The organism is Dyadobacter frigoris, from assembly GCF_005280585.1.
Lineage (GTDB): Bacteria > Bacteroidota > Bacteroidia > Cytophagales > Spirosomataceae > Dyadobacter > Dyadobacter frigoris.
This window is the reverse complement of sequence record NZ_SZVO01000011.1, coordinates 264,367-277,730: the sequence shown is the minus strand read 5'-3', so window position 1 is coordinate 277,730 and position 13,364 is coordinate 264,367. Positions and strand designations below refer to the sequence as shown.

Below are 13,364 nucleotides of genomic sequence, written 5' to 3'. Positions count from 1 at the left end.
TATTATGTAATCAATAATGATCTTTTAGCGATTCAATTTTAATGAATTTCTCTGTCACACGATAAACAATCCGATGCTCATGGTCAATTCTTCGAGACCACGAGCCAGATAACTCGTATTTTAAGGCTTCTGGTTTTCCAATTCCATGAAAAGGTGTTTCTTGAATTGATAATAAGAGTTCCTTAATCTTTTTTTGAATTTTAATGTTTCCTGTCTTTTCCAGTATGAAATATCTTGTTGAGCTTTTTCAGAAAAATCAAGCTCTCTTATCATTTCCATAAATCTTCAATGTCAATCACCTTGTGTTGACCATTTTCAAACTGCCGTCTACTTTCTTGAATTTTAGCTACAAACTCAGGATCGTAAGGTTTCTCCTTAGTTTCAAAATAAATATCCAGAGATTTCGCAAATGCTTTTAAGGCATCTAACTTCTCATGATTATCGGATTGAAATATCAATGTTTCCATAATTGCTTCGTTTTACTATATAAAGTTAACTTTTTTTGAAGGTTTTAAAAAGTGTTACCCGGTTTAGAAGTATAGATTCTCGTTTATGTAATAAAATATGAAATTTTTCCGTCAAGCAATTTTTCGGAATGACTCCCATCCAGGAAATAACAATAAAAACAATCAACAAATTCTTCAACCGAACTGTCATTTGTTTATCAGAAATTCCAGAAACGAGTCCGCATAGAATAAGAAAGGTAAAAGGTGATAAAAGCCGGTAGCCAGGTTCGTCAAAGTGACTGAAAATTCTTAGAACGAAAAGAAAAATCAAATAGAAAAATGCGACAATGAAATTAAGTTTAACCCAATTGGTTGCAGTGAATTTTAAACGCATTTTTCTAACTACCAAAACAATCATGAATATTCGAAAGCAGATTCCGACAAGTGAAAATATATTAAAGGAATGAAATGTGAAGTTTCCAAAAAGTGATATTTCATTAATCAAACCTTTTGTAAAAGAGGCGATATTTTCAGTTATCCGGATATTCCCGTCAAAACGGGAGTCCCCGAATAATTCTCCGCTATTTTGATAATTAAGTACAAGATAAAAAATGAAGCCGGCCGACCAGAAAATGGAAATTAACATTGCGGCCAGACTTTTTTTATTTTCTCCTTTCCATAAATAATAGAAGCAATAAACAAGACTTAAAGGAATAATAAAGATTCCGGCATATCGAACAAGCATCAACAAAAAGCCAAGCGCGAGTACAGAAGATAATCTTGAAATTGATAGTTCTGATGAATTAGTTAATTGATGCATATGATAAACCCAGCAAAATAAAATTACCAGAAATAATGGCTCTGACCAGGTGTGAGCCCAAAGTTTGAGAAAGGGACCGAGCAAAAGAATACATCCGATTAAAACTGATTTAGTTTTACCAAACCATAAGTTTAAAATGAAAAACCAAGTTCCTGTTGCACCAATATTGACTATTTTGGAAGCCCAAAGCACATTGGTTTTTGTGAAAAAAGAAACAATTGCAATCGCTGCCGGATACCCGATTGGAAATGTTCCGTTCCATTTGTATTGAGACCCTTCCAAAATAGTATAACTGCGTCCTTCTAAAATATTTCTGGCAGATTCCAGATAATACTGCGAATCAATAGTTGTATAATGATTTGGATTGATGTAGGCGAGAAATAAAATTAGTATACCATGAAAAAGCCACAGCATGAGTAAATAATACTTTGGATTCAATTTGCGGAACATATCAATACATCCAGATTAAGTTTCCGCTCATTCCTTTTTTCGCTTCTGGTGTAAGCGAAATATTTTTGGCTTCAATATTCATGCGATAAATGTAAGCTCCGGCAGAAATTCCTTTCGGTTGCCAGATAAATTCGTTTTTGCCTAAATGCGGAATGGGCTCGCGCTTTTCAATCGTTCTTCCCATTTTATCAAAAACTGCAATACTCCATTTTTTCGGAGGTTCGGTTCCTCTGAATTCAATATTAAATTTGAAATACTGACCGGAAGGATTAGGCGAAACATATGCGGAAATGATTTCCAATGTATCGGAAACGGCGATATCCGGAAGAGTTAATTCTGTTGAAAAAAGATTATTACTTTTATTTTCTTCTGTTATTTCATTGGTTGGATCAATGGTAAGAATCCACTTTTCTTTTCCTGGTTTGACGTATTTGTTTGGTACCGTGAAAGAAATCGTGTCGAAGTAAACAGGGGATGGTTTTATAAGTTGATAAGTTTCAATCGTAACAGAATCTCTTACGCGACTGATAGTTATTTTCAAATTTTCGGTTCTATATTTTCCAAAATTAACAAGTCCGATTTTAACTTTGATCGAATCCGTTTTTGCCGCTAATATCTTTCCGTGTGGATTGTAGAATTTCAGTAAATCTGGTTTCCAGGCATAATCGGGCAATGTTGCAGGAAATAAACGGATAGCCGGGTCACCTTGCAAATTCATTTGTTGTGCTGTGATTCCATCTGAAAGTGTTGGGTATTTCAACATGTTTCTTCTAATCGCTTCCTGCTGAATTGTTCCAAATGGCTGATTGGTAAAAGAGCTATCCGCTAATACCTCATATAATGAATCTGTGTAATGTTTCAGAGAAGAAGAAACGCCGTTGTGCGTATGTGCCAGAAATAAAATTGCTCCTTTATTTGGTGTCAGAATCCAGTTATTGCTGATCGTTGCGGGCGAATAAAATGAATTTCCCAAAGCGCAGCCGTTCATAATGACGGCTGGAAATAAAGAATCGTTTTTGTAATTTCTTTTTTGATCGTTTGCAAATCCTAATTCAATATCCGTAGAATTCAGACTCGAATGACCGTAAAGTGTGATTAGCGCTACGCCTTTATTTAGAATTTTATCTATCGGAAAATCTTCTTTCAGCGCGTTGGTTTGTTTGGAAATTGTAACGACGTTACCACCAATCGGAGAAACTACTTTTTCAAAAGACTCAATATATTCTCTGTATGTTTTCCGTTCAACATCGGTATGTCCACCGCTCAAATGAAGAATGTTTTTACGCCACGGAGCAGCTTTATTCTGACTTTCAAACGCTTTTACTTTTTGTAAATAATCGTAAACATTTTGAGAGTTCGCGGCATTTACTCTCCCAATCGGAACCAAAGGAATATACTTGGAAGAATCGGCCAGTCCCATTGTTAACGCAATATCTGATCCCGGCCAGCCAGCATTAGGAATCATATCATTTTCTCTGGCTTTTGGTTGATGTCGCGCCGTTTGCGGATCGATCGATTTTCCTAATAGCAGGACAAATTTTAAAGCGGCATTATGATGTAAAAATGAAATTGCATTTCTAATTCCTAACGGCCCGGGCTCGCCGTAATTAAATTGATCATAAATTTCTTCACTGTTCAAAATCAGGGATTTGAAATTACCACCTGCTTTTGAAGCACGATATTCTGCATAATCTTCAACAGGGTCTTTACTTTCTTTAACTGGATTTCTAACCAATGGATGGCTGATAATCAGATAATCTGTTTCAGGATTGATATTGTGAAATTTTACTATTCTTGCTGTGAGAATCTTCATTGGCTCTTTAAAAGCAATGAGCTGAGAAGCACCGTTTATTGGCAAAATTGAGTTTGTAACAATTAATCGTTTAAGCTGACCTGGATTTGAGGAGTCGTAAAATTTCCAATTTTCAGCTTTAGTTAATAATACGGATTTTCCCGGAATTTCAGGTTTGAAGTAAAATCTGCTTTGAGGGGAATTGTCAGGAAGTGAAATTCTTTGCGGATAAATCCATTTTATATATGATACGGAAACGGAGCCTGAATTATTAATTGGAATGATAGAAATTGAAATTTTTCCATCATCAGAAATATCCAGGCGACTGAGCGAAATAGTAAACTTTCCCGCGTTGTAATTTTGTAATTCAACCGAAATTAATTTTCCGCCAGTCGTTTTTGAATCACCTGCCCAAATTTCAATCTGATGATTTCCGGCATTTCTACCGACGATTAATAATTCAACCTTTGTCTGGTCAAATTTATCAGCAACGGCATTTTCAGTTGTTAATTTAAAGGTTTCCCATTGCTCATTTTTCAGCGCTTTTCCAGTCCAGCCTTCTCCGTAATCATAAGTTGTTAGCGCAGTTCCAGTTTCATAGTCACTACCCATCGGATATAAGTTTCCGGCCGGATAGTCACTGGTATTAACTTGCAATACTTCATTTAAATGATAATTGACAACAGTTTCCGAACTTTTGGAATCTGAAATTTCAATTCTTTTTCCCTGGATATTATTTTTATTAGAAGTCAGAAAATAAGAAGCCGTATCAGAATACAGACTGTAATACTTATGTGGCATGGCCTCTGGATTCACATAAAGTGAAGAATCCAAAGCGCCGTTATTCTTTTCACCAAAGAAAGTAAGATAACCCTCCTGATTTAATTTTTCTCCTGAATTATTATTTATTTCAATTGCTACTTCCCGGCCTCTCCGAAAAAGTTGCAGAGAAGAAATAGGAAAGGAATCTATTGGAAATCCCGCTTGCCGAAGTTCGGATGAAGAGACTTTGTAAATTCCTGTTTCCACGACAGGAATACGCAGATATGTTTGCGACGTATTAATCCACTCATTTCCATAATTTTTTTGTGCTAAAACCTGCGTTGCAGCAAAAAGAATAAGGAAAACGATTTTTAAAGAATCATGTGAGTACAGCTTTTCCATATTTCCAAAAGAAAATCAGGATGGCCGTACACCGTTTTATGATTCTTTTCTTACATAAAGATTCATAGAAAATGCGTATTTGTGGCGTTCATCCCTTTGGTGAAATTCAGAGGAAATCAACTCCCATTCATCCCAATCAAGTTTTGGGAAATAAGCATCGCCTTCGACGGTTGTGTGTACAATAGTCAGGTACAATTTTTCCGCCAAAGGCAGTGCTTGTTCAAAAACAGAAGCGCCTCCTAAGACAAATACTTCGTTTTCATCTTTAAGTAACGCAATGCCTTCATTTAAATCACTGGCGCGTTCAGTCTTCTCTGATTTTTCAAGATTTTGATTTCTGCTTAATACCACGTTTTTATACGAAGAATGCAGCGCATCGGCTGCTTCAAAGCTTTTTCTTCCCTGAATAAAAGCCTTTCCATCGGTCACTTTTCTGAAATGCGCCCATTCATCTGGCAAATGCCAGGGCAAACGGTTATCCAGCCCGATTACCTGGTTTTCGCTCATCGCGGCAATGATATATAAGTGTGAGTTGGTCGTCATGTAGATTTCTTGTTGCGTTAAACGATTTGAAAATATAAGCTAAAAATCACCAACTTCTAAAATGCGGTCTTTTTTACCGGTCAACCTGAAAATTAACCACTTATCAAAACAATAAAAAAATTTTTACCTAGTACCTTGCATCGCAAAGTACCTGTGTATACCTTTGTGCTTATAGAAGGTGCAAATCCTGTCTATTAGCCATGAAATAATATTTCATTTAGTAAAACATGACACTGTATGAATATCGAAAATGCCCAAGTGCAGATGCGGAAAGGAATTTTGGAATTCTGTATCCTGCACATCATATCCCGGGGCGAAGTGTATGCCTCGGATATGTTGGATGAACTAACCTCCGCAAAAATGATGGTTGTGGAAGGTACACTCTACCCTCTATTGACGCGATTGAAAAATTCGGGTTGGCTGGATTATAAATGGGTGGAATCTTCGTCCGGACCTCCCAGGAAGTACTATGTTTTGACAGATGAAGGAAAGATATTTCTGGATGCTATGCAGGCTACGTGGTTCGAACTTGCGGATTCGGTAAAAACGGTAATTTATCGTACCGGAGAACTGAGTAAGGCAGATACTTCTAATTCCTAACTGATCATTTAAAGACCTTCGATTATTTCAATCATGAAAAAGACAATCAGTATCAATATAGGCGGTGTCATCTTCCACATCGAGGAGGACGGATACGAAAAGCTGAAAAGCTATCTCGGTTCTATTCAGAAATATTTTTCTTCGTTTGCAGACAGCAAAGAAATTCTTTCAGACATTGAAGGAAGGGTTGCAGAACGCTTTTTAAACAAACAAAAAACAGAAGCAAAACAAGTTATTTCACTTGTGGATGTTGACGAATTAATTTCCGCAATGGGTACCGTGGCAGATTTTGAAGCCATTGAACAGGCGGAAGATATTTTCGCAGATCCATTGCAATCAGCTACTCCGGGAGAAATTTCAAAGCCAAAAGAAGAAAGTTATTCTTCCGCATCCACAGCCTCGGCTTCAAATACAGAAACAAGAACAGCTGCGAATCCTAAAAAACTGATCAGAGATCTTCGTAGAAAACTACTTGGTGGTGTTGCAGCCGGTTTGGGACATTATTTTACCATTGATCCGCTTTGGGTTAGGTTAGCGTTTTTATTCGCTGTGATTGGTTTACCAGCCGGTTCGGGTATGCTTGACCTGAATATGGAAGATGAATTTGGTCCGTTATCAGGAATGGTCGTATTGGTTTATATCGCCATGTGGATCGCATTTCCGGGTTCTACAACTTTGGAAGAAGATACCAAGATCAAGAAATTCTACCGGAATCCGGATCGCAAAGTAGTAGGTGGTGTCGCCGCCGGTGTTGCTTCTTACTTTGGAGTTGATTTAGGCGTTGTACGTTTCTTATGGGTACTTTCCATATTTTTATTTGGCTCTGGTGTTTTGATTTATATCGTACTTTGGGTTATTGCCCCTGCCGCTAATACATTGACGGAAAAAATGGAAATGCAGGGCGAGCCTATTACCCTTTCCAATATTGAATCGAACATCAAACAAAGTCTGAATTTAAGTGATAAAGAGGGTGAAGAAAACCCGATCACCAAAATTCTGCTTTTCCCTTTCCGTGCCATTGCCTTAATTATCCAGGCCCTGGGGAAGTTATTGAAGGGTCTCGGGCCCGTGCTTAGGATACTGACAGGTGGATTTTTAGTACTTCTTGCCGCAGTTTCATTATTTGGTCTTGTCGTGGGTGGTGCAGTTGTGATGGGTTTCGCGAACGTGGCGACCTTTGACGGAATGCCGGTACCTTTCAGGATTTTTCAGGAATTGCCGTCGAGTTTGATTTTATCAGGACTTCTGGTTTCAGCAGTTCCTCTGATTACTTTTCTTTTGTTGGGATTAACACTTTTATCCAATAAGAAAATTGTAGGCGGCTCCGTTTGGCTTACTTTATTAGGGCTTTGGATCGTAGGAATTATCGTTGCAACCGTTCAGGGTGTAGCTTATCAGCAGAATTTTGCGAAACGCGGGGAGTTCACGACATCTGAATTTTATGCGGTTCCGGCTGGAACACTTACACTTGACGAACAGGATAATGACGAAGATGAAAGCATCGACGTAGATATCAGGCTTGCAGGTTACAATGGCAGCGATAGTCTTAAACTTGATAAAAAGATGACATCAAGAGGGCGCACAAAACAGGATGCAGGAAAAATCGCTTCTGAATTGATGTATAATGTGACTGTTAAAGATTCTGTATTTACGTTTCCGGAAGGGCCGACGTTAGGTACAACCAGTCGGTTCAGAAATCAGCAGATCGATCTGACACTTAACATTCCTTACGATAAACCTTTTATTATTTCAAGATCAATCTGGTATTCGATATCACATTATTATAGCGGCAATCACCATCTGGATACATATGATTTGGGTGACGATGAAGTAAACTGGAATAATCTGCGCTGGACAATCCGCCGCGATTCAGGACTGGTTTGTACAAATATTCCTGTAAAATATGTCCGGGTAGATGAGGATGATCATGACAACAATAACGAAAATTATTCTGTCGATGACGACGATGATGATTTTAACCTGGGTGATCGTGGAAATTATATCAAACAATTCCCGGTAAAAGATTTCAAAAAGATAAGTATCGGCGGTGCTTATTCGATTAGTATCAAACAAGGAGCAGAATTTAATGTTTCGGCGGACGGGGATGAAAAAGACGTGGATGATCTGAAAATTTATGAAGAAGACGGTGTCCTTAAAGTTAAAGGAAACTCCGGTTTTAATTTATTTGGAAATGATGGTAGGAGAGTCGGTATCGTAATAACGATGCCAACAATTGAAGAAGTTTCTATTTCAGGTGCCAACAAAGCCAAAATCTCTGGATTCAAAGGTCTTTCAAAACTTAGTGTGGACTTGACCGGAGCTTCCAAAACAGATATTGATGTTGAAACCAACGAATTGACGGTTGAGCTTACCGGCGCTTCAAAGGCCACATTAAAAGGATCTGCAACGACTGCTAACTTTGATCTGACGGGAGCTTGTAAATTAGTAAGCACAGGAATGAATATCCAGAATGCAGATGTATCCGCTACCGGAGCGTCAAAGGCAGATTTAGGACATATTCCGAATTTGAAAAAGGATGTAAGCGGTGTAAGTAAAATAGAATCTCAGGAATAATTAAAATACTGATGCAACCTATTTTCTGAATTTGACATCATTCCACCGTAATCAAAACCTAAAAAGAAATTAGACATGAAAAAATTACTTTTATTCGGCTTATTTTGTTTGTTGTCAGCGGGCATTTTCGCTCAGGAAAGCCGTACATTCCCCGTTTCTGATTTTAGCAAACTTTCCATGGGAAGTGCGTTCAAAATTGACGTAAAACAAGGAAAACAATATAGTTTGACAGCTTCAGGAGAAAGTGATGACGTCAAAGACCTTGAAGCAAAAGTTGTTTCAGGCGTTTTGAGAGTTGGTTACAAAGGGAATAACTGGAACAAACGTCGTAAAACGGTTAACATCACTGTTGTAATGCCTTCATTGGATGGCGTGGATTTTTCAGGAGCGTCGAAAGTTGTTGTTAACAAATTTGTGGGTACAAAATCGATGGCGATCGAAGTTTCGGGGGCTTCACAGGTTACGATGGATTTCTCTGCGCCGAAAGTCACTTTTGAACTTTCAGGAGCGTCGTCATTAGCAATTACAGGACAGGGCGATGTTTTGCACGGCGAAGTTTCTGGTGCTTCTTCTTTTAAAGGACAAAGTTTTCCGGCAAAAGAAGTAAACATCGATGCTTCGGGAGCAAGTAATGCACATGTTGTGGCGAGTACAACCGTTCATGCAGATGCAAGCGGTGCAAGCAGTATCCGTTATGCAGGAGATGCGAAGGACATTCATTCCAACACGTCGGGAGCCAGTTCTGTGAAAAGAGAGTAAATTTTTTCAAGACAAAATCATATGATAAGCCGGCATCGTCCGGCTTATTTTGTTTTGGAACGAATCAGAAATTTACTTAGGAACTAATTTGATGGGTAATATATTTAGGGACATTGTTAACTTAGCACCCGGTTATTAATTTTTATTGATCAGTTTGACAGTATCGCATGAAACGCACATTTGCTAGTTTGCTTTTATTATTTTTTTCTCTTCTGATTGTTGAACCTGTAAAGTCCCAATCAACAGTCAGTGAGCGGTATTTACATCCTTTTGGCGTTTTCAGTTTGACAGGCGGTGTAGGCGTTGCGTATTATCAGGGCGATTTACGAACCAGCATCAATAGACATCTTGGATTAGGTCCGTCCGTTTCTGTTGGCGCTTTATATCGGTTGTCAGAACATTTCAGTGCGCGTGGAGAAGTCCGGTTTTACCAGGTTTCCGCTGATCAGAAATACGATAAAAATTACGTTCAGAATCTTTCTTTCAAAACACAGAATCCTGATATAAACATTGGGATTCAGGCGGATATGTTTGCCTATAACAGACATGCAAAAATAAACCCATATTTTCTTGCAGGCATAGGCGTTACCTATATGACACCCACAGCTGTGCTCGATGGCCGGCGAGGAAGTTTGGCTCCTTTGCAAACGGAAGGTGTCAAATACAACCGTTTACCATTGGTTTTCATGGCGGGAATTGGTATTTCAACCAAAGTTTCAGATCGGTGGAGTGTTGGTCTGGAATTGTGCAACAATTTTGTAAATTCAGATTATCTGGATGATGTCAGCGGTGTATATCCTGATCCCGCAACTTTGTCAAGCGAAGCCGCCCGTAGACTTTCCGACCGTTCTCCCGAAATAGGACAGCCTGCACGCGAACCGGGTTGGCACAGAGGAACATCCCCCAAAAAAGACAAGTATCTTTTCTTTCAGTTTCGTGCCAGTTATTTAATCGGAACAAGAAAAGAAGCACACGAGCGCAAAGCAGTACGCTGCCCGTAATCGCTAACTCCTAATTGCCAAAAAGCTAAAAGAATCAGCCCCAATGTTAAAATCGAAAAACCCGAAGCAGTCGGAAGTTACAATGACCGAAATGGTATTGCCCAACGATACCAATACACTCAACAATTTAATGGGAGGCCGGTTGCTTCACTGGATGGATATTTGCGCGGCGATTTCTGCACAAAAACATTCAAACCGGATCGTGGTAACGGCATCTGTGGACAACGTTTCTTTTACTGAACCGATTCGTTTGGGAAATATCATTACGATGCACGCAAGAGTAACCCGGGCTTTCAATTCTTCTATGGAGGTATTCCTGGAAGTCTGGGCTGAGGATATTCCGGCAGGGATCCGCGTTAGTACCAACCGCGCTTTTTATACTTTTGTTGCCGTCGACCAAAACGGCCGGCCTATTGAAGTACCACCGCTTTTACCCGAAACTCCGGCTGATGAAGAATTGTTTGTCAGCGCGCTTCGCCGTCGTCAGTTACGACTTGTTTTGGCTGGCCGGATGAAACCTTCTGAGGCGCTGGAATTAAAAGCACTGTTTGAAATCAAAGAAGAAAAAGCATAACCCATCTTTTTTTGGTAATTTTGCTACTTGTCAAGCAACCATTTACTGGTGAAAAGTCGTTCAGATTAATATCTGCTTTTCTTGCTTAACGACATTATATATTTTAAGAACGCTCTCATTCAATACAATATGCCAAAAGAGATTATTTTTTCTGAAAAAGCACCAGCTCCAATCGGCCCTTACAGCCAGGCTGTTAAAGTAAATAAAACATTATACGTTTCCGGACAAATTGCTTTTGAAGCTTCCCAATTGGGGAATATCAAAATCGAAGCGGGCGCGGTTATGGAAAATATCGGTCATATTCTGAAAGCAGCTGGCTTTGGTTATGAGAACGTTGTAAAATCGAACATCTTTCTAAAAGATATGAATGATTTTACAGTCGTAAATGAAGTTTACGGTCAGTTTTTCACAAACGAACCGCCAGCGCGTGAAACAGTTCAGGTAGCACGTTTGCCAAAAGATGTGAATGTGGAAATATCGGTGATTGCGGTAGAATTGTAGTCAATTGTGGTCAAGAAATTGTCAAGGGTTGTCAGGAAATAGTCAGGGATTGTCAACGATAAATGACCATTTCCTGACAATAAATGACCACACCTGACTAGCCCTGACAAATATATTTTTAATGTTGAAATAATAATGAATAAGTTACCAGTTCGGGTGAGATTTGCCCCTAGTCCAACGGGACCGCTCCATGCAGGAGGGGTTCGTACGGCTTTATATAATTACCTTTTTGCCCGTCAGCAAGGCGGACAAATGTTGTTGCGTATTGAAGATACAGATCAAAACCGCTTTGTACCCGGAGCGGAAGCCTATATTTTAGAAGCACTGGAATGGCTTGGAATTGAAATTGATGAAGGCCCTCAACAAGGCGGTCCTCATGCTCCTTATAAGCAATCCGAAAGAAAAGAAATGTACCGTGAATATGCTGAAAAGCTGGTTACGGACGGAAAAGCGTATTACGCTTTTGATACGGCCGAGGAATTGGACGTAATGCGTAAACGCCTTGAAGAAGCAAAAGTTGCGGCGGTTCAGTATAATGCAATTACGCGCCAGGAAATGAGTAATTCCCTGACACTTTCTCCGGAAGAAACAAAAGCACGTCTGGAAAGCGGCGAACCTTATGTGATCCGGATGAAGATTATGCCTAAAGAAGATATTCGTTTCAATGACCTGATCCGTGGCTGGGTGGTTGTTCATTCTTCACAAATTGATGATAAAGTTTTGTTGAAATCGGATGGTATGCCAACGTATCATTTGGCGAATATTGTGGATGATCATTTAATGGAAATCACGCACGTTATTCGTGGAGAAGAATGGCTTCCATCGGCTCCTTTACATGTTTTGTTATATCGTTATCTGGGTTGGGAAAGTACAATGCCACAATTTGCGCATTTGCCTTTGTTGTTAAAACCGGATGGAAATGGAAAACTTTCAAAACGCGATGCAGATTTGGGAGGTTTCCCGATTTTCCCGTTGCAATGGACAGATCCAAATACGGGTGATATAGCAAAAGGTTTTCGTGAAGAAGGTTATTCTCCCGAATCAACGGCCAATTTCCTTGCGTTGCTTGGCTGGAATGCCGGTACCGAACAGGAAGTTTTCAGTATGGATGAAATGATCAAACTTTTCAGCTTTGAAAGAGTTCATAAAGCCGGAGCTAGATTTGATATACAAAAAGCAAACTGGTTTAATCAGCAATATCTTAAACAACAGGATGATGTTTCTGTAATTGCCGAAATTAAACCGCTTTACGCGGCGAAAGGAATTGAAGTAAATGACGATCAGCTGGCTCAGATTGTACATTTGTTAAAAGACCGCGTTCATTTTACAAAGGAAATTGTAGAGGAGTCGCTTTTCCTTTTCAGTTTACCCGAAGTGTATGATCAGGACGTAGCTGTGAAAAAGTGGAATGAAGATGCAGTAAATGCAATTTCAAATTTCAAGGATGCGCTGGAAGGTTACGAAGGCGACTTTGTGGCTGAAAATATAAAACATGTGCTTGCTGAAAAAATGGAAGCAGCAGGTATTAAAATGGGTAAAATCATGCAGGCTTTACGCCTTGCAGTGACTGGCGCTGGTGCTGGACCGGATCTAATGGTGATCATGGAAATTTTGGGTAAAGAACAAGTAATTGCAAGATTAACGCAGGCGCTTGACCGTTTGCCTGCCCAAATCCGCCTGGCATAATCATAAAATAACCGTTCGATCAATTTGCATTGTCATTGAAAGTTTGGTAGTATAATTTCGTAACAGTAATTTATTTTACTGGCCTGAAAGTCAAAAGCGGTTTCCCGCTGGCATAAGGCCGTTAGCAGATTAAAAGTATGGCCAAGAAGAAACAACCTGATGCTGCAAAGCCTGTCAACGAAAAGCCGCGCGTGCACAAAGATCTGGATGGTTTTGATATCCAGATCAATTCCTTTGGTGAAATAACGACCAGTTTTGATATGGATCGTATCAACGCATTTTTGAATAAAAATGTAGATGACAAAAAGCTTCGCGACCGGGAAGATATTCCGGGAAGAAAAACGAAGAAAGTAAAAGCCAAAAAAACAGAGGAAGAAGAGGAGGAGGAATAGGAAGTGGTTGGTATCGTTACTGGTGAACTTGCGTGATTTTACTACAAACATATAAACTTCAA

At 39.3% G+C, this 13,364-nt stretch carries 13 protein-coding genes; 8 read left to right on the top strand and 5 right to left on the bottom strand.

The genetic code is table 11. The annotated features are described in order from the left end of the window. Positions 1-10: 10 nt before the first annotated feature. From FDK13_RS36200 to FDK13_RS23105, 5 genes are all read right to left on the bottom strand, one after another. Positions 11-199, bottom strand: coding sequence for a Txe/YoeB family addiction module toxin (locus FDK13_RS36200; protein ID WP_374756110.1), 189 nt, complete (start codon positions 197-199; stop codon positions 11-13). 70 nt (positions 200-269) lie between these two features. After that, positions 270-467: a DUF2683 family protein gene (locus tag FDK13_RS23120; RefSeq protein WP_137342376.1), complete on the bottom strand. Its 198-nt coding sequence runs from the start codon at positions 465-467 to the stop codon at positions 270-272. Positions 468-492: 25 nt separating this feature from the next. Further along, positions 493-1,716, bottom strand: a complete 1,224-nt coding sequence (locus FDK13_RS23115; RefSeq protein ID WP_137342375.1) for a hypothetical protein — start codon at positions 1,714-1,716, stop codon at positions 493-495. A gap of 1 nt (position 1,717) precedes the next feature. Further along, positions 1,718-4,672: a putative type IX secretion system sortase PorU2 gene (gene porU2, locus FDK13_RS23110; protein ID WP_137342374.1), complete on the bottom strand. Its 2,955-nt coding sequence runs from the start codon at positions 4,670-4,672 to the stop codon at positions 1,718-1,720. A gap of 36 nt (positions 4,673-4,708) precedes the next feature. Further along, entirely contained in the window at positions 4,709-5,215 is a 507-nt protein-coding gene (locus tag FDK13_RS23105) for a dihydrofolate reductase (RefSeq protein ID WP_137342373.1), read from the bottom strand. Positions 5,216-5,452: 237 nt separating this feature from the next. On the opposite strand from FDK13_RS23105, the gene FDK13_RS23100 reads away from it, so the two are divergent. The 8 genes from FDK13_RS23100 to FDK13_RS23065 all read left to right on the top strand — a co-directional run bounded on the left by FDK13_RS23100 (position 5,453) and on the right by FDK13_RS23065 (position 13,302). Beyond that, positions 5,453-5,815, top strand: coding sequence for a PadR family transcriptional regulator (locus FDK13_RS23100; protein WP_137342372.1), 363 nt, complete (start codon positions 5,453-5,455; stop codon positions 5,813-5,815). 33 nt (positions 5,816-5,848) lie between these two features. Continuing rightward, a complete protein-coding gene (locus FDK13_RS23095) occupies positions 5,849-8,389 on the top strand; it encodes a PspC domain-containing protein (RefSeq protein WP_137342371.1) in 2,541 nt (846 codons plus the stop codon). Between the two features lie 75 nt (positions 8,390-8,464). Continuing rightward, positions 8,465-9,148 carry a head GIN domain-containing protein gene (locus FDK13_RS23090; RefSeq protein ID WP_137342370.1) on the top strand — a complete coding sequence of 228 codons (684 nt, stop codon included), beginning with the start codon at positions 8,465-8,467 and terminating at the stop codon, positions 9,146-9,148. Between the two features lie 167 nt (positions 9,149-9,315). After that, entirely contained in the window at positions 9,316-10,149 is an 834-nt protein-coding gene (locus FDK13_RS23085) for an outer membrane beta-barrel protein (RefSeq protein ID WP_137342369.1), read from the top strand. 43 nt (positions 10,150-10,192) lie between these two features. Beyond that, positions 10,193-10,723, top strand: a complete 531-nt coding sequence (locus FDK13_RS23080; protein ID WP_137342368.1) for an acyl-CoA thioesterase — start codon at positions 10,193-10,195, stop codon at positions 10,721-10,723. Between the two features lie 129 nt (positions 10,724-10,852). Continuing rightward, positions 10,853-11,224, top strand: a complete 372-nt coding sequence (locus FDK13_RS23075) for a Rid family detoxifying hydrolase (protein ID WP_137342367.1) — start codon at positions 10,853-10,855, stop codon at positions 11,222-11,224. 135 nt (positions 11,225-11,359) lie between these two features. Continuing rightward, positions 11,360-12,910, top strand: a complete 1,551-nt coding sequence (gene gltX / locus FDK13_RS23070; RefSeq protein ID WP_137342366.1) for a glutamate--tRNA ligase — start codon at positions 11,360-11,362, stop codon at positions 12,908-12,910. A 137-nt stretch (positions 12,911-13,047) separates the two neighbouring features. Then, the gene (locus tag FDK13_RS23065) at positions 13,048-13,302 is read left to right on the top strand and encodes a hypothetical protein (protein ID WP_137342365.1); all 255 of its coding nucleotides are present in this window, start codon (positions 13,048-13,050) and stop codon (positions 13,300-13,302) included. The last annotated feature ends 62 nt before the right edge of the window (positions 13,303-13,364 follow it).

Coding starts and splice junctions, on each gene's coding strand:
- FDK13_RS23120 (WP_137342376.1), bottom strand. CDS start 467: ATGGAAACATTGATATTTCAATCCGATAATCATGAGAAGTTAGATGCC.
- FDK13_RS23115 (WP_137342375.1), bottom strand. CDS start 1,716: ATGTTCCGCAAATTGAATCCAAAGTATTATTTACTCATGCTGTGGCTT.
- porU2 (WP_137342374.1), bottom strand. CDS start 4,672: ATGGAAAAGCTGTACTCACATGATTCTTTAAAAATCGTTTTCCTTATT.
- FDK13_RS23105 (WP_137342373.1), bottom strand. CDS start 5,215: ATGACGACCAACTCACACTTATATATCATTGCCGCGATGAGCGAAAAC.
- FDK13_RS23100 (WP_137342372.1), top strand. CDS start 5,453: ATGAATATCGAAAATGCCCAAGTGCAGATGCGGAAAGGAATTTTGGAA.
- FDK13_RS23095 (WP_137342371.1), top strand. CDS start 5,849: ATGAAAAAGACAATCAGTATCAATATAGGCGGTGTCATCTTCCACATC.
- FDK13_RS23090 (WP_137342370.1), top strand. CDS start 8,465: ATGAAAAAATTACTTTTATTCGGCTTATTTTGTTTGTTGTCAGCGGGC.
- FDK13_RS23085 (WP_137342369.1), top strand. CDS start 9,316: ATGAAACGCACATTTGCTAGTTTGCTTTTATTATTTTTTTCTCTTCTG.
- FDK13_RS23080 (WP_137342368.1), top strand. CDS start 10,193: ATGTTAAAATCGAAAAACCCGAAGCAGTCGGAAGTTACAATGACCGAA.
- FDK13_RS23075 (WP_137342367.1), top strand. CDS start 10,853: ATGCCAAAAGAGATTATTTTTTCTGAAAAAGCACCAGCTCCAATCGGC.
- gltX (WP_137342366.1), top strand. CDS start 11,360: ATGAATAAGTTACCAGTTCGGGTGAGATTTGCCCCTAGTCCAACGGGA.
- FDK13_RS23065 (WP_137342365.1), top strand. CDS start 13,048: ATGGCCAAGAAGAAACAACCTGATGCTGCAAAGCCTGTCAACGAAAAG.